Source organism: Stutzerimonas zhaodongensis (assembly GCF_003696365.1).
Classification (GTDB): Bacteria; Pseudomonadota; Gammaproteobacteria; order Pseudomonadales; family Pseudomonadaceae; genus Stutzerimonas; species Stutzerimonas zhaodongensis.
This window is the reverse complement of the sequence record NZ_RFFM01000008.1, coordinates 104,327-119,371: the sequence shown is the minus strand read 5'-3', so window position 1 is coordinate 119,371 and position 15,045 is coordinate 104,327. Positions and strand designations below refer to the sequence as shown.

Annotated in this window: 16 protein-coding genes; 13 read left to right on the top strand and 3 right to left on the bottom strand. The window is 62.5% G+C overall.

What is annotated here, in order from left to right:
* Together EA797_RS20440 and flgA are read right to left on the bottom strand one after the other, a co-directional pair.
* Positions 1-758: flagellin N-terminal helical domain-containing protein (locus EA797_RS20440; RefSeq protein ID WP_122168629.1), on the bottom strand; the 758-nt coding region annotated here is incomplete at its 3' end.
* 289 nt (positions 759-1,047) lie between these two features.
* Entirely contained in the window at positions 1,048-1,845 is a 798-nt protein-coding gene (gene flgA / locus EA797_RS20435; protein WP_341866927.1) for a flagellar basal body P-ring formation chaperone FlgA, read from the bottom strand.
* Positions 1,846-1,948: 103 nt separating this feature from the next.
* Here flgA and flgB point away from each other — a divergent pair, with 103 nt between their 5' ends.
* The 12 genes from flgB (at position 1,949) to EA797_RS20375 (ending at position 12,461) form a co-directional block, all read left to right on the top strand.
* Positions 1,949-2,314: a flagellar basal body rod protein FlgB gene (gene flgB, locus EA797_RS20430; RefSeq protein WP_122168627.1), complete on the top strand. Its 366-nt coding sequence runs from the start codon at positions 1,949-1,951 to the stop codon at positions 2,312-2,314.
* A gap of 3 nt (positions 2,315-2,317) precedes the next feature.
* Positions 2,318-2,746: a flagellar basal body rod protein FlgC gene (gene flgC / locus EA797_RS20425; protein ID WP_122168625.1), complete on the top strand. Its 429-nt coding sequence runs from the start codon at positions 2,318-2,320 to the stop codon at positions 2,744-2,746.
* Positions 2,746-3,429, top strand: coding sequence for a flagellar hook capping FlgD N-terminal domain-containing protein (locus EA797_RS20420; protein ID WP_208644473.1), 684 nt, complete (start codon positions 2,746-2,748; stop codon positions 3,427-3,429). The genes flgC and EA797_RS20420 overlap by 1 nt, the downstream gene beginning before the upstream one ends.
* 49 nt (positions 3,430-3,478) lie before the next feature.
* Positions 3,479-4,666, top strand: a complete 1,188-nt coding sequence (flgE, locus tag EA797_RS20415) for a flagellar hook protein FlgE (RefSeq protein ID WP_122168623.1) — start codon at positions 3,479-3,481, stop codon at positions 4,664-4,666.
* Between the two features lie 9 nt (positions 4,667-4,675).
* Positions 4,676-5,404, top strand: a complete 729-nt coding sequence (gene flgF / locus EA797_RS20410) for a flagellar basal-body rod protein FlgF (protein ID WP_122168621.1) — start codon at positions 4,676-4,678, stop codon at positions 5,402-5,404.
* A gap of 14 nt (positions 5,405-5,418) precedes the next feature.
* A complete protein-coding gene (gene flgG, locus EA797_RS20405; protein WP_122168620.1) occupies positions 5,419-6,204 on the top strand; it encodes a flagellar basal-body rod protein FlgG in 786 nt (261 codons plus the stop codon).
* 8 nt (positions 6,205-6,212) lie between these two features.
* Positions 6,213-6,875 carry a flagellar basal body L-ring protein FlgH gene (gene flgH / locus EA797_RS20400; RefSeq protein WP_208644472.1) on the top strand — a complete coding sequence of 221 codons (663 nt, stop codon included), beginning with the start codon at positions 6,213-6,215 and terminating at the stop codon, positions 6,873-6,875.
* A gap of 27 nt (positions 6,876-6,902) precedes the next feature.
* A complete protein-coding gene (locus tag EA797_RS20395) occupies positions 6,903-8,000 on the top strand; it encodes a flagellar basal body P-ring protein FlgI (RefSeq protein ID WP_122168617.1) in 1,098 nt (365 codons plus the stop codon).
* A 69-nt stretch (positions 8,001-8,069) separates the two neighbouring features.
* Complete coding sequence (locus tag EA797_RS20390; protein WP_122168615.1) at positions 8,070-9,098, top strand: lytic transglycosylase domain-containing protein; 1,029 nt, start codon at positions 8,070-8,072, stop codon at positions 9,096-9,098.
* Positions 9,095-10,462: a flagellar hook-associated protein FlgK gene (gene flgK / locus EA797_RS20385; protein ID WP_122168613.1), complete on the top strand. Its 1,368-nt coding sequence runs from the start codon at positions 9,095-9,097 to the stop codon at positions 10,460-10,462. Before EA797_RS20390 ends, flgK begins: the two co-directional genes overlap by 4 nt.
* A gap of 38 nt (positions 10,463-10,500) precedes the next feature.
* Positions 10,501-11,415 (top strand): flagellar hook-associated protein FlgL, encoded by a 915-nt coding sequence (gene flgL, locus EA797_RS20380; protein ID WP_122168611.1) that lies wholly within the window; start codon positions 10,501-10,503, stop codon positions 11,413-11,415.
* 14 nt (positions 11,416-11,429) lie between these two features.
* A complete protein-coding gene (locus EA797_RS20375) occupies positions 11,430-12,461 on the top strand; it encodes a hypothetical protein (RefSeq protein ID WP_122168609.1) in 1,032 nt (343 codons plus the stop codon).
* Between the two features lie 22 nt (positions 12,462-12,483).
* Here EA797_RS20375 and EA797_RS20370 read toward each other — a convergent pair whose 3' ends face one another.
* Positions 12,484-13,662, bottom strand: coding sequence for a lactonase family protein (locus tag EA797_RS20370; protein WP_122168607.1), 1,179 nt, complete (start codon positions 13,660-13,662; stop codon positions 12,484-12,486).
* A gap of 199 nt (positions 13,663-13,861) precedes the next feature.
* Here EA797_RS20370 and EA797_RS20365 point away from each other — a divergent pair, with 199 nt between their 5' ends.
* A complete protein-coding gene (locus EA797_RS20365) occupies positions 13,862-15,022 on the top strand; it encodes an acyl-CoA dehydrogenase family protein (RefSeq protein ID WP_122168605.1) in 1,161 nt (386 codons plus the stop codon).
* Positions 15,023-15,045: the final 23 nt, after the last annotated feature.

Genomic DNA, 15,045 nt, shown 5'->3' with positions numbered 1-15,045 from the left:
TTGCTCATGTTGGCGCTTTCGATGGCGAAGTCGGCGTCCATGATCCGGCCTTTGGCCATGTCGGTGTTGTCCTTCATGTTCGCCAGGTTGTTGCTGGTGTGGTTCAGGCGGTTGATGTTGGCGCCGAACTTGGCGCGCATGGACCCGACATTGTTCAGGGCGGTTTCCAGGGCAGTGATGGTGGTGCCGGCGTTCGCGGCGGTATCCATGGTGCCGGCCTGAACGGTAGTGGTCAGCTCGGTGCGCAGTGCCGCCATGTCAGTGGCAACGTCCATGGTCAGCTTCTCGGCGGCCGAGGCACCAATCTGGAAGTTGACCGCTGCAGAGAACTTGCCGCCAGCGGCAAACAGCGCTTCGCCTGCATACTTGGTGTTGCTGACGATGTTGGTCAGCTCTTTGCCGAGCTCGTCGTATTCAGATTTCAGCGAAGTGCGGTCGGTTGCGCCGTTGGTATCGTTCGCTGCCTGGGTCGACAGGTCCTTCATGCGCTGCAGGATGTCGGTCACTTCGCTGAATGCACCTTCCGCAGTCTGCAGCATCGAGGTGGCATCACCGACGTTGCGCATGGCGACGCTCATGCCGCGGCTTTGAGCGTTCAGGCGAGTGGCGATCTGCAGGCCGGCGGCGTCATCGGCGGCAGAGTTCACGCGCAAGCCGGTGCCCAGACGCTGCTGGTTGGTGGCCAGGGAATTGTTGGACTTGTTCAGCGCAGTGTTGGTGGTCAGTGCGGAGTAGTTGGTATGAATGGACAGTGCCATGAAGATGATCCTTTTTGCGTTGGGCTGTTAGGAGCTGGCTTGACTGCCTGCTGAAAAGGTAAGGCGACAGCTCGCGCAGGAGGATTAAATCCTGACGTCAAAAAATTTATATTCTTCTCGGGCAGCGCTTGGACACGCATCTAGATGCTGATGTCTGTGGGCCGCTCGACGGATCAGTCCACAAGGAACGGAACGGTATACAGGTGGCGGGGCTGGAGAAGACACTAATTAAGCGGTCAACCATCCGCAGAATGGGCGGCTGTGCAGGGCGAGATTGCGCGAGCTGCCTTTAAAAAGTGCTGGTCACTACGCCTGATTCCAACACCTTCGCATCGATCACCTTGCCGCTGCCCATGTTGCGCACGCGGATGACGTCGCCCGGTTGGCCGTCGGCCAGGGCTTCGCCGGAGGTGGAGGCCTCAATGCCATCGTGGCTGGCCACGATCTTCACCGGTTGCCCTCGCTTGACTGCCATGGCCTGCTCCAAAACTGCCGGAGTAATCGTCTGGCCGGCGCGGATGCGGCGTTTGGCAGAGAGGCCGGCTACCTCTTCGATGCGGTTGTAGTAGCCGCGGCGCGCCTTGGCGATATTGATGCGCTGCAACTTAAGGTCGTTGGCCGTGAGGGTCTGGCCACGGTCGATGATGCCTGCGGCGTGCACCACGGGCAGAAAGACATGCGCCTGCCCGGTTGCATTGAGCGACCAGCCATCAGGGCAGCTGACGCGCAGTTGCTGCCGGTCCATTGCCGAAGGCGCCTCGCCGGTCGCCTGGATCTGCGGCGCGGTGGAGCACTCGGTGAGGCCCGCCGAACCGACTGGCACGCTGACGTCGTAGTGCAGCTGCATGCCTTGCCAGCCCTGACGCGCTGCTTGTCCCTCAAGCATGACCTGAAGATGTCGTTCGACGGCCTGCCTCACTTGCGCAGTGGCATCGGCACGGGCTGCAGTACTGGCGGACGTCAGGAGCAATGCGGCGAGGAAACAGGCGGAAGCGGTCTTTCCGCTTCCCTTGCTGCCGTCCGGTCCATGCGGAAATAGCGGCTCTCGTCCGGCGTATTTGGTTGGCTTTTCAGCTAATGAAATCAATCACTTACCTTCTTTCGACAGTTCGGCACGCATTCTGCAAACACTCCCGTACATAGCTGCGGGCTGTCGTTCGGCCCGCCCAGGCTGCAAAGGGTATCGATGAATGAGTATACGGATTGATGACGCCCTGGGCGTCCACGAGCGGGCGCTTGGTCTGCGCATGCAGCGCAGCGAGATTCTGGCTGCGAACCTGGCCAACGAGGACACCCCTGGCTTCCAGGCGCGCGATATCGACTTCAACAAGGAGATGCGTCGGCTGGAGAGCAGCACCTCGCCGCGCACCAGTATTGCCGGTAGCGATCCGCACCTGCTTTTCCGCGTGGCTGGTCAGGCTTCACAGGACGGCAACACCGTCGAGCTGTCGACCGAGCAGGCGCAGTTCTCGCGTAACTCCATGGATTTCCAGACCAGCCTGACCTTCATCACGATGAAATTTCGTGGCTTGAAGCAAGCCATCGAGGGCCGTTAAGCCATGTCATTCGATTCCATCTACCGCATCGCCGGTTCGGCGATGAATGCCCAGACCGTGCGCCTCAATACCGTGGCGAGCAATCTGGCCAACACCGATTCGGCGGCGAACAACCCTGCTGACGTCTACCAGGCGCGCAAGCCGATGTTCGCAGCCGTCTACGAGAACAATTCACTGACTCGCGGCGTCGGCCTTGGTGGTGCTCACGTGCAGGTACTGGACGTGGTGACCTCCGGCGCCGAGCCCAAGCGTCGCTACGAGCCGGGCAATCCGCTGGCTGATGGCAGTGGCTACGTCTACTACCCCGACATCAACGAGATCGAAGAGATGACCGACATGATGTCGGCCACACGCAGCTTCGAGACCGGTGTCGAAGTGCTCAACCGCGTAAAAAGCATGCAGCAGAGCCTGCTGCGTCTGGGAGAATCCTGATGGCGGTGACCAATAACCTGCAGGGCAGCGGTCTGTCCGGCGCTGCTGCCAACGATCTGCCAAAGCAGGCGGTTAACGTCAGCGATTCCACGCAGATGGAAAACAACTTCATCAGCCTGATGGTTGCGCAGATCAAGTACCAGGATCCGACCAAGCCAGTAGACAGCACCGAGTTCCTCAATCAGTTCTCGGCTATGTCACAGGTCAAGAGCATGGAGAACCTGGCGACCCTGGCCAAGAACAACCTGGTGCTGACCGACAACCTGCAGACGCTGACCGCAGCTGGTCTGGTCGGGCAGCAGGTAAGCGTGGCGGTCGAGTCGCTTGACCTGAGCGGCAAGGCCGTCAGCGGCGGTTTCGATCTGAGTCATGCCTCGACCCGCACCGCTGTGCTGCTGACCGATTCCAATGGCGCCCAGACGCGCATCGAGCTGGGCGCGCAGTCCGCCGGCAAGGTGCCCTTCGTCATCGATCCGGCCAAGCACGGCCTTCGCGATGGCAAATACAGCGTCAGCATCGAATCGGAAAACGGCGAATTTCCACGGGTAGAAGTCGCCGGTCAGGTCTCGAACGTGCGCGTCAGTGCAGAGGGGCCGGTGCTCCAGGTCAATGGCGTCGGTTCGGTGCCTTTCTACAACATTCTTGAATTCGCCCAGGCCGACGCCGGGCTGCTCGGCGGCTGAGCTCCAGGGCTCGCCGTTTTTCATTCCATTTAAGTATCGAGATCAGCCCATGAGTTTCAACATTGCCCTGACCGGCCTGTCGGCCGTCAACGAACAACTCAATACCATCGGCAACAACATCGCCAACTCCGGGACTGTCGGCTTCAAGTCGTCGCGGACCAACTTCGGCAGCCTCTACGCCGAGCGGCAGGCGATGGGCGTCGAGGTAACGGGTACAACGCAGAGCATCAGCCAGGGCGGGGCGTTGACTACGACCAACCGCAACCTCGACCTTGCGATCTCCGGCGGTGGCTTCTTCGTTACCCGCGCCAGCAACGGTGATGTGGCCTACACCCGTGCCGGCGTGTTCGGCACCGACAAGGACAGTTACCTGACCAACAGCCTCGGCCAGCGCCTGCAGGGCTATCCGGCCGACGCCACCGGTAATCTGCAGACCGGCACCGTGGGTGATCTGCAAATGAAAGCCGGCGGCCTGCCCGCCAAGGCCACGGACGCGCTGAGCTTCGTCGCCAATCTCGACGCCAATCAGAACGTGCCAGCGGTGGCCTTCGACCCGCTGGTGGCCGACAGCTACAACTCCACCTACACAACCAAGCTGTATGACTCCCAGGGCAAGGAACACACCCTGACCCAGTACTTCGCCAAAACCGCGGACAACAGCTGGAACGCCCATTACTACGTTGACGGCGCCGCTGTCGCCGGGCCGCAAGCGCTGACTTTCGACGGCGCCGGCAGCCTGTCAGCCCCCATCGGCAAGGTGGCGCTTAACGCCCCGCTCGCCGGGGGCGTCAATGCCCTGAATATCCAGCTCGATTACAGCGGCACCAGCCAGTACGGCTCCGAATTCAGCGTCACCAGCAACCGCGCCACCGGATACGCCGCGGGCGAGCAGACCGGCATGAGCGTCGAGAAGGACGGCAAGGTTTACGCCAGCTATTCCAATGGCGAGCGCCTGCTGCAAGGCCAGGTCGTGCTGGCCAGCTTCGTCAACGCCGAAGGCCTGAAGAACATCAGCGGTACTGCCTGGACCGAGACCGCGGCCTCTGGCGCGGCCATGCTCGGTGCGCCTGGCATCGGTCAGTACGGCAGCCTGGCGAGCGGTGCGCTGGAAAGCTCCAACGTCGACCTGACCCAGCAACTGGTGGGCCTGATGGAAGGCCAGCGTAACTACCAGGCCAACACCAAGGTGATCTCGACCAACAAAGAACTGACCCAGGTCCTGTTCAACGCGCTCTGAGGCTGATCCATGGATCGTTTGGGATACACGGCGATGACCGCAGCCAGCCGCACGATGATGTCGTTGCAGGTGCGCTCCAACAACCTCGCCAACGTCAACACACCGGGCTTTCGCGCCGACCTCGAGCGTGCGCAGGCGGTGGCAGTGGAAGGCCATGGCTACGACAGCCGCCACATGGCGGTGGTCCAGAACAACGGCGTGAGTCTCGCTGCCGGCCCGCTGATGTCCACCGGCCGTGAGCTGGATTTCGCGGTCAAGGGCACCGGCCTGATCGTCCTGCAGGACGGCGAACGCGAGGCCTATACCCGCCAGGGCAGCATGCAGATCGATGCCGAAGGGCGGCTGACCCTCAATGGTCGCGCTGTCATGGGTGAGGGCGGTCCGATCCAGCTCCCTGAACACGGGCGGGTTGAGATCGGTAATGACGGCACCGTGTCGATCATGGCGCCAGGGGATTACCTGATGGCCCAGGTCGATCGCATCCGCCTCGTCGACGTACCGGCGGCAGACCTGATGAAAAACGAGGCCGGTCTGCTGGTCACGCGTAATGGCGAGCCCGCTGCACCCAATGAAGACGTGCGCCTGGCCAGTGGCTTTCTCGAATCGAGCAATGTCTCGGCGATCGACGAGCTGGCCTCGACCATGAGTCTGAACCGCCTGTTCGAAACCCAGGTAAAGATGATGAAAGCCGCCGAGGACCTTTCCGACGCCGGCAACCGAATGATCCGCGGCAGCTGATCGGGAGATAACGCATGAATTCCGCACTTTGGGTCAGCAAGACCGGCCTGGCCGCTCAAGACACCGCCATGGCGACCGTCGCCAACAACCTGGCCAACGTCAACACCAACGGCTTCAAGGCCGACCGCGCCGTCTTCGAGGATCTGTTCTACAGCATCGAAAAGCAGCCCGGCGCCCAGGCTGATGAGGTCAACACCGTACCGTCCGGCATCCAGTTGGGTAGCGGCGTGCGTGTTGCCGGTACCCAGAAGGTATTCACCGAAGGCAGCATCCAGACCACCGGCCAACCGATGGATCTGGCCATCGTCGGCCGCGGCTTTTTCCAGGTCGAGGCGCCTAACGGCGACATCCTCTATACCGAAAATGGCCAGTTCCAGCTCAACGCCGAAGGCGTGATGGTCAATGCTCAGGGTCTGCCCCTGGCGCCAGCCATCGAAGTGCCGCAGGGCAGCACCGGCTTTACCGTGGGTTCTGATGGCACCGTCACCGCGGTGCTGGCTGGTGACACCCTGCCGTCCGAGCTGGGCCAGATCACCCTGGTCAACTTCACCAATCCAGGCGGCCTGGAAGCCCTGGGCGGCAACCTCTACCGCGAAAGCGTCGCTAGCGGCGAAGCCGTCGAAGGCGTGCCGGGCGAAGAGGGCCTGGGCCAGCTCAAGCAGGGCGTGCTCGAAGGCTCGAATGTGCAGGTGGTCGAGGCCATGGTGGCGATGATCGCCATCCAGCGTGCCTACGAGGCCAACGCCAAGGTGCTCGATGCCGCCAGCGGCATGCAGCAGTTCCTCAACCAGACCGTCTGAGACCGATGATGCGTACGCCGACCCTGCTTCTTGCGCTGCTCTTACTTGGCGGCTGCGCCAGCTTCAACGAGATGTTGCCGGAAGAGCCGTCCAGCGAGTACGAGCCGCTGGAGCTGGACTACAGCCTGCCGCCGACCACCGGTGGCGGCCTGTTCCGCTCCGGTTATACCGGCTCGCTGATAAGCGACAAGCGCGCGGTGCGGGTCGGCGACATTCTCACCGTGGTGCTGGACGAGTCCACGCAGTCGAGCAAGAGCGCCGGCACCAGCTTCGGCAAGGAATCGAGTATCGGTATCGGCGTGCCGACCATTCTCGGCAAGGCCTACCCGGACGTCGAAACCTCGGCCTCTGGCGAGCGTGATTTCAAGGGCTCGGCCAAGAGTTCACAGCAGAACACCCTGCGCGGCTCCATTGCCGTCAGCGTGCATCGCGTACTGCCCAACGGCACCTTGCAGATCAAGGGCGAGAAGGCCCTGCGCCTGAATCAGGGCGATGAATACATCCGCCTGACCGGGCTGGTGCGTATCGACGACATCAACCGCTACAACCAGGTGTCATCGCAAAGCGTGGCCAATGCAAAGATTTCCTATGCCGGGCGCGGCGTGCTCAATGACAGCAATTCAGCCGGCTGGCTGACGCGCTTCTTCACCTCGCCGCTGTTTCCTCTTTAAGTGGTAGCCCTTCAGATGATTAGCCCGATGCGATCCCTCAAGCTGTTCCTCGCCGCTGTCGCACTGTGGCAGTTGCCGGCTCAGGCCGTGCCGCTGATGGATCTGGTGGATGTCGAAGGTATCCGTGGCAACCAGCTGATTGGCTACGGTCTGGTCGTGGGCCTTGACGGCACCGGCGACAAGAACGGGGTCAAGTTCACCAGCCAGTCGGTGGCGAACATGATCAAGCAGTTCGGGGTGAACATGCCGCCGAACGTTGACCCGAAACTGAAGAACGTCGCCGCGGTGACCATCACCGCAACCGTGCCGCCGTCCTACAGCGCCGGGCAAACCGTCGATGTTACCGTGTCCTCGCTGGGCGACGCCAAGAGCCTGCGCGGCGGGCAACTGCTGATGACCCCGCTGCAGGGTGTCGATGGGGAAATCTACGCTCTGGCGCAAGGCGCGGTGATCGTCGGTGGCGTCAACGCAGAAGGCGCCAGCGGCTCCAAAGTCGCCATCAACACCTCCAACAGCGGCCTGATTCCCAATGGTGCGACGGTCGAGCGGATGATCCCGAGCGACTTCACCGAGCGCGCCGAAGTGATGCTCAACGTCCGGCAGCCAAGTTTTCAGACCGTCACCCGCGTAGTCGACGCCGTCGATGCCTACTTCGGCCCCGGCACCGCTACCGCACTGAACGCCACCAAGGTGTCGATCCGCGCACCGGTCACCAGCACCCAGCGCATGAGCTTCATGGCCATGCTCGAACGCCTGGAAGTGGAAGAGGGTCGTAGCCGGCCGAAGGTGGTGTTCAACAGCCGCACCGGGACCGTGGTGGTGGGCCAGGGCGTACGTGTGAAAGCGGCGGCGGTCGCCCACGGCAGCCTGACGGTGACCATCAGCGAGCGTCCCCAGGTGAGCCAGCCAAACCCCTTGGCTCGCGGCGAGACCGTGGTCACCCCGCAGTCGGACGTCGCCATCGAGCAGGACCGCAAGGCCATGTTCAAGTGGCCCGAAGGCGCCAGCCTGGAAAGCATCATAAATACCATCAACAGTCTCGGCGCCACGCCTGACGACGTGATGAGCATCCTGCAGTCGCTGGAGCGTGCCGGCGCGCTCAACGCTGAACTGATCGTGATGTAACAAGGGCCCGGTAACCGGCCGCCCAGCAGCAGGCCGGTCCCGCAGCAGATTCTGAATAGGTTTTGGCGCATGAGCATCGTATCCCTCCCGCAACACCTCGCTTCCATGCGCAACCGCGCCGACGGTCCGACCGCGGCGCGGCGCCAGCAACTGGAGGTCGTCGCCGAGCAGTTCGAGGCGATGTTCCTGCAGCAGATCCTCAAGCAGATGCGCAAGGCCGGGGACGTGCTCGGCGCAGGCAACCCCATGCGCAGCCGCGAGCTCGATACCATGCGTGATTTCTACGACGAAGTCCTGGCTGACACCCTGGCCGGCAAGCGCCAGACCGGGATCGCCAACATGCTGGTGCAGCAGCTCGGTGGCGGGGCGGCGAATACCGCTCCGGTCCCAACCGCTCTGGCTGGACATTCCGGCAGTGGCATCCAGGGTGGCGGGCTGCACGCGCTGCGTGGCACCTGGCAGCGCGGCGTCGAGGCGCTGGACAGCGCCTGGGAAAGCGGCAAGGCCGGGTTCAAGTCGCTGGTCGACAGCGTCATCAAGCATGAATCCAGCGGCAACATCGCCGCGGTATCACCCAAAGGTGCCCGCGGCCTGATGCAGCTGATGCCGGGCACGGCGCGTGACATGGCCGCCGAATTGGGCCTGCCGTTCAGCGAAGCGCGCCTGACCACCGATGCCGAATACAACAAGCGCCTCGGCAGCGCCTACCTGAACAAGATGCTCGACCGCTACGACGGCCATCAGGCCCTTGCGCTGGCTGCGTATAACGCCGGCCCCGGTCGGGTGGACGAGTGGCTGAAAACCCATGGTGATCCGCGCAAGGGCGAGATCGGCACGGGCGCCTGGGTGCAGAAGATCCCCTTTGCGGAGACTCGTAACTACACCCGCAACATCCTCAATGACCTGAGCGCAGCCTCGTCGCAGCTGGCCGAACCGCGTGCGCAGCTGCAGGCCGTTCCGCCGGTTGCGCCGTCATCGCTTAATTCCGTCGGCGATTCGGTCGCTCTTTCTACACAGCGCAGTGTTAGCGCGGGCGCCCGCCTTTCAGTGGCGTTCGCGCAACCGATCCGGATCGAGTCGAAGGAAGTCCAGTCGTGAGTATTCTTGGTCAAATTGGCTACAGCGGCGTTCGCGCCTCGCAGATCGCCCTGTCGGCGACCGGGCAGAACATCGCCAACGTCAACACGCCGGGCTTCAGTCGTCTGACGCCGGACCTCAAGTCGCTGGGTGGGCAGACGTCCGTCAGCATCGGCGGTGGCGTGCAGGTCAGCAGCATCCGTCGCTTGTCCAACGACTTTCAGAATCAGCAGCTCTGGCGCGCCACTACCGACAAGAGCTACTTCAATACCAATCAGCAGTACCTGACCGCGCTCGAAGGGCTGATCGACAGCGAAGGCTCGAGTGTCAGCGTTGGCCTGGACAACTTCTTCGCAGCCCTCAGTGAAGCCAGCTCGACCCCCGAATCCATCGCATTGCGCCAGCAGATAATTGGCGAGGCCAAGCAGCTGGCGCAGCGTTTCAACGGGCTGAACAGCAACATCGGCACCCAGCTCAACGCCCTGCAGGGCCAGCGAGTGGCGATGACCAGCGAGATCAACGGGCTGTCCGGCAACATCGCCGAACTCAACGCCCAGATCCGCGAGATGGAATCATCCGGTCGCGATACCTCGGCTCTGCGCGATTACCGGGAAAACCTGGTCAAAGACCTCAGCCAATACGTCGGTATTCGCGTGCAGGAGTCGTCCGACGGCACTCTCAGCGTGTCCTTGGCCAATGGCCAGCCGCTGGTGGCCGGCGTAACGGCCGGTCAGCTGAAGGTCGACGCCAATCTGGCTGGCGAGCAGCAGATGACCCTGGTCTTCGCCAAGACCACCTTCCCATTGAACCAGCAGGGGCTGGGCGGTTCGCTCGGTGGTCTCTACGACACGGAGTACGGCGCATTGCGCCCGGCCCAGAAGGACCTGCACGACATGGCCTCGGCCGTGGCCAAGATGGTCAACGACATCCTTTCAGGTGGTTTCGACCTCAACGGCAATCCAGGCCAGCCGCTCTTTGCCTATACCCCCGGCAGCACCAGCGGCATGCTTTCGGTGAACGCCATGGGTGCATCGGAGCTGGCGTTATCTTCCGCTCCGGGCGAGGTGGGCAACAACAAGGTGCTGCTCTCGCTGCTCGAACTGAAATCAGCCGGCATTCAGGTTGCTGGCAACACCGTGCCGCTCAACGACGCCTACGCCGGTCTGGTCGGTCGTGTTGCCAGTGCGAGCCGGCAGAATCAGGCCGACCTCGGCGCAACGACTACCGTTGCGGCGCAAGCCCAGGCCCAGCGTGACAGTGTCAGCGCGGTTAACCTGGACGAGGAAGCAGTCAACCTGATGGCCTACGAGCAGGCCTATCAGGCCAACATGAAGGTCATCAGCACGTCCAACGATCTGTTCAACGCCGTACTGGCGATGTTCTGAGCCGGCGCACGCCGACTCGACTGACGAGAAAACACACCATGCGCATCTCCAACGCCCAGATCACTGCAATGATGCACGGCTCGATGAATACCAGCTCCGAAAAGCTCGGCAAGCTGATGCAGCAGATGGCCACTGGCGAACGCATGCTGTTGCCCTCCGACGACCCGATTTCTGCGGTTCGCGTGCTGCGCATCCAGCGCGAAGAAGCCACACTGACTCAGTACCGCACCAACATCGCCAACGTGTCCGGCAACCTGTCCAAGCAGGAGGCCAACCTCAAGGCCGCCTCGGACACCATGCTCAACGTGCGCGATCTGCTGTTGTGGGCGGCCAATGGCAGCAACACCAGCGCAGACCTGGCGGCCATCGCCAATGAAATGGGCAATCTGGAGCGAACCATCCTCAGCTTTGCCAACGTGCGCGACGAAGAAGGCCGTTACCTGTTCTCCGGTACGCTCAGTGACCGGCCCGCAATTACCTTCGACGCCGCGACCCAGAGCTACCAGCTGACCGGCAACGACCAATACCGCCAGGCGGCAGTCGCCAATGGCGTGCTCGTCGAGGAGAATGTCACCGCCGCGCAGGTCTTTGGCGCTGGCGTCGGCATGCTCAACGAGCTCAACGCACTGGTGAAACTGCTCGCCGACCCGGCACTCGATGCGAACGATCCGGCGGTGCAGGCCAGCATCACCGAGACCCTGAACAGCCTCGACAAGACCCACGGCGACCTGCTGGGTGCGGTCTCGGAGCTGGGCGGGCGGCAGAACACCCTGACGTTGCTTTCGAACAGCAACGAGGACGTTTCGCTGGTGAACAAGAAGATCGAGGGCCAGCTGTCGCAACTCGATTACGCGACGGCCAGCATCGACCTGAACAATTATCAGCTGTCGCTGCAGGCAACGCAGAAAACCTATTTGAAGATCAACGGGCTGTCGCTGTTCGGCATGCTCTGACCGAGGTAGCGTGAATGAAGATTGGCAAGCAGCTCCCCGCTGTTTCCGCAATCAACCCGCAAGAGCGCCGCGAGGCCCTGTTGCGGGAGGCGCCTGCGTCGCTGCGTGCAGGTGCGCCGGCTGAGACAACGCATACCGAGACGACCACCAGCAAGAGCACCAGCTTCAGTCTGCAGCTCAATCAGCAGCTTTCGTCCATGCAGTCCGCCGACAGCTACCTTGGCGATCTGCAGACCCGCCTGTCGCAACTCAAGCTCAGCCTCAGCCGGCAGATCAGCACGCCGCAGCCTGATGGCGAGGACAGCATTCGCCAGTCGGTGCAGCAGGTGGGTGAGCTGCTCAAGGAACGCAGCCAGCGCTCTGGCAATTCACTGGACGCCACTCTCAAGCTGCGCCTCACCGAGCCGGTACGCAGCCGCTTCAGTCTGCAGGGGCTGGAGTCGCTGGAGAATATTCGCCAGTCGGGGCGTGAAACCCTGCTGTTCAGCGGTGGCCGACAACTGGCCGAGCCGGTCGCTGTGGTGCTCGACGACGAGATGAGCGACGAACAGATCCTGCGTCGCTTCAACGGCAGCCTCGGCCAGGCCGGGATTCGCGCAGAGCTGGATCAGAACGGCGAGTTGAAATTCTCGGCACGCGAGGCCGACTGGCAGAAACTCAAGGATCAGTTGGCGGTACAGGGTGAGGGCAAGCTGTTCGACAAGGGCAAGTACGTGCGCGTGCAGAGCCACGAAGATCAACTGCTGAGCTTCCCTGAAGAGCTGCAGCTGGACTCCTTCCGCGAGCTGCGTCGCTTGCTCGATTCGGTGGTGGCCGGGCTCGACAAGGTCACCTCACTGCGCGAGCAGCTGAGCAATCGGCAGAAGGAAATTCGCGAATTCCTGGCGCGTCAGGCCCACGCCGACGAGAAACAGTGGGCCATGGATTTTTCGCACTCGGTATTCACCCTGATGCAGCGCAGCCCCTCCAGCTACGCCGCGGTCACCCAGACCGTGGTGGCTCAGGCGACCATCAGCCGTTTCGCAGTGGTCAGCCTGCTCTCCTGATCATTTGCGTGCCGGGTCAGATCTACGGCCCGGTGCGGTCAATGAATTTCACATCCGACGGCTGCCCCATGGGCAGGCTTTGCAGGGTTTCACCCAGCAGACCGCTCTCCGGGTCGCGCTCCAGCACCACCAGCGCGTCACTCTTCTGGTTGGCGATCAGCATGAAGCGCCCGCTCGGGTCGATGGCGAACTCACGAGGCTCGCGACCTTCGCTGGCGCGATCCTGGATCTCGCGCAGGTTGTCGTTTTCCTCGATGGCGTAAACCAGGATGCGGTTCTTTTCAGCGCGATCGCTGACATAGAGAAAGCGACCGTCCGCTGAGGGATGTATCGCGCCCGGCGAATGCTGGCTGGTGTCGCCGGCGGCGGCCAGATCCACCAGCTGGCGCTGGACCAGGGTGCCATCGACATGATCGAAACGGGCTACCTGAGCACTCAGCTCCAGCGTTGCGTAGGCCTGGCGCCCGTCCGGGCTGAAGGCCAGATGGCGTGGGCCGCTGCCGTCCGGCAGGCTGATGGCCGCAGGCTCCGCGGGTGACAAAGGGCGCTCGGCATTGGCCGGGTCGTAGCGGTAAACGAAAATCTTGTCCGCACCCAGATCGCTGACGAACAGCGTCTTGCCATCAGGCGACATCACCGCCGAATGCACATGGGCCGACTGCTGGCGCTCGGGGTGTTTCTCGCTGGCCTTGTGCGTGGCGATCTGGGTCACCGCTGACAGCGTGCCGTCCTTGGCCAGCGGAACGACGGCCAGGCTGCCGCCAGGGTTGGATCTGGAGCCGTAGTTGGAAACGAACAGGTAGCGGCCATCGCGGCTCATGGTCAGATGCGTGGGCTCATCGCCGAGGGTGATCTGCTGGGCCAGCGCTGAAAGCTTGCCGCTGGCCGCGGCGATCATGAAGGCACTGACGCGCCCCACAGGGTCAGGATGGCCGGGACCGTTCTCGTTGGCCGCATAGAGCCGGTTACGGGTGAGGTCCAGCGTCAGCCAGGACGGGTTGTGGGTTCGCATCACCTGAAGTGGCTGGGGTTCGAGGTAGCCACGCTCGGCATCGAACTGCATCCGGTAGATGCCTTCGCTGTCGCCTTCGCTGGTGTAGCTGCCGATCAGTACTTGATACATGGGTGCTGCTGCTCCCGAGGTGCTGAGTGTCAAAAGGGCCGCGGCGATGCCGTGGCGAAATCGCAATAGATGGCGCATGGCCTGGTTGCTCCGTGGACTGGTGTCTTGTTTTGCCGCTGGGTCTTGAGCCGGTTCGAACGCAGAGTCCCCATGCCCGGGTAAATAGGGCTTACACTGCGTCGAACTGCCGCATCCCGTCATCTGTCTGTCTACCATCAAGACGGATGCACCGCGTCAGCGTCATTTTTCTCACCGTTCATTAGCGTGGCAGCTCGACATGGAACACCTCTTACCCGCTCGGCTCAGATCGCTGCAGGAAATTACCGCTGCGCTGGTCGAAACTCGGATAGCGCCCCAGGCCTCGCTTGTCGATGAGACCAGCCAATGGCCTGCGCATTCCATGAAAGCGTTGGGAGAAGCCGGTCTGTTGGGATTGACGGTGCCGGAAGCCTTTGGCGGACACGGCCAGGGCCTGCTCGGTTTGAGCGTGATTACCGAAACCATTGCCGGGGCTTGTCCCTCATCGGCGCTGTGCTTCGGCATGCATTGCGTCGGTACCGCGGTGATCGCGGCTAAGGCTACCGGCTTCCAGCAGGAGCGGTATCTGCGGGAGATCGCTGAAGGGCGACACATCACCACGTTGGCACTTTCCGAGCATGGCTCGGGGGCGCATTTCTACCTGCCCGAAACGACGCTCGACGTCGAGAGCGACGGTTTTGTCATCAGCGGCACCAAGCAGTTCGTGACCAATGGTGGGCAGGCCGATTCCTACGTTGTCTCGACTGTTGCTCGCAGCGAGGGTGATTCGGGTGATTTCAGCTGCGTCATCGTCGATCGGGATGCTGAGGGCGTGACCTGGCTCGACCACTGGAAGGGCTTCGGCATGCGCGGCAACTCTTCGCGCCCGATGCGCCTGGACCAGACCCGTGTTCCCCAGGAGAACCTGCTGGGCGAGAAGGGCGATCAGGTCTGGTACGTCTTCGAAGTGGTCGCGCCGTTCTTTCTGATGGCTATGGCCGGCACCTACCTCGGCCTCGCTCAGGCTGCGCTGGACGCTGCCGGCGAACATCTTCGCGCCCGCCGCTACAGCCATTCCGGCGAATCGTTACGGGATGTGGAGAGCCTGCAGGTGCGCTATGCCGAAATGTGGACGGCGGTCCAGAAGACCCGTGCCCTGATCCGCGAGGCCGGACGTCGCGGCGACACAGGACATCCGGACGCGCTTCCGTGGATTCTCTCCTGCAAGGCGGATGCTGGTGAAACGGCGGTGTGGCTGGCCAACGAGGCGATGACCATCTGTGGCGGCGCCGCTTACCGAGACAACAGCCGTATCGCGCAAATACTGCGTGATGCGCGCGCGGCCCATGTCATGAGCCCGACCACCGATTTGCTGAAACAGTGGACCGGGCGCAGTCTGCTCGGCCTGCCGCTCCTTTGATCCTGCCCGTGAATGTCGATTCG

Excerpts from the sequence above, each read along its gene's own strand:
- flgB (WP_122168627.1), top strand. The coding sequence starts at position 1,949 with ATGAGTATACGGATTGATGACGCCCTGGGCGTCCACGAGCGGGCGCTT.
- flgL (WP_122168611.1), top strand. The coding sequence starts at position 10,501 with ATGCGCATCTCCAACGCCCAGATCACTGCAATGATGCACGGCTCGATG.
- EA797_RS20375 (WP_122168609.1), top strand. The coding sequence starts at position 11,430 with ATGAAGATTGGCAAGCAGCTCCCCGCTGTTTCCGCAATCAACCCGCAA.
- EA797_RS20370 (WP_122168607.1), bottom strand. The coding sequence starts at position 13,662 with ATGCGCCATCTATTGCGATTTCGCCACGGCATCGCCGCGGCCCTTTTG.
- flgH (WP_208644472.1), top strand. The coding sequence starts at position 6,213 with ATGCGTACGCCGACCCTGCTTCTTGCGCTGCTCTTACTTGGCGGCTGC.
- flgE (WP_122168623.1), top strand. The coding sequence starts at position 3,479 with ATGAGTTTCAACATTGCCCTGACCGGCCTGTCGGCCGTCAACGAACAA.
- flgG (WP_122168620.1), top strand. The coding sequence starts at position 5,419 with ATGAATTCCGCACTTTGGGTCAGCAAGACCGGCCTGGCCGCTCAAGAC.
- EA797_RS20390 (WP_122168615.1), top strand. The coding sequence starts at position 8,070 with ATGAGCATCGTATCCCTCCCGCAACACCTCGCTTCCATGCGCAACCGC.
- EA797_RS20420 (WP_208644473.1), top strand. The coding sequence starts at position 2,746 with ATGGCGGTGACCAATAACCTGCAGGGCAGCGGTCTGTCCGGCGCTGCT.
- EA797_RS20395 (WP_122168617.1), top strand. The coding sequence starts at position 6,903 with ATGCGATCCCTCAAGCTGTTCCTCGCCGCTGTCGCACTGTGGCAGTTG.
- EA797_RS20365 (WP_122168605.1), top strand. The coding sequence starts at position 13,862 with ATGGAACACCTCTTACCCGCTCGGCTCAGATCGCTGCAGGAAATTACC.
- flgC (WP_122168625.1), top strand. The coding sequence starts at position 2,318 with ATGTCATTCGATTCCATCTACCGCATCGCCGGTTCGGCGATGAATGCC.
- flgF (WP_122168621.1), top strand. The coding sequence starts at position 4,676 with ATGGATCGTTTGGGATACACGGCGATGACCGCAGCCAGCCGCACGATG.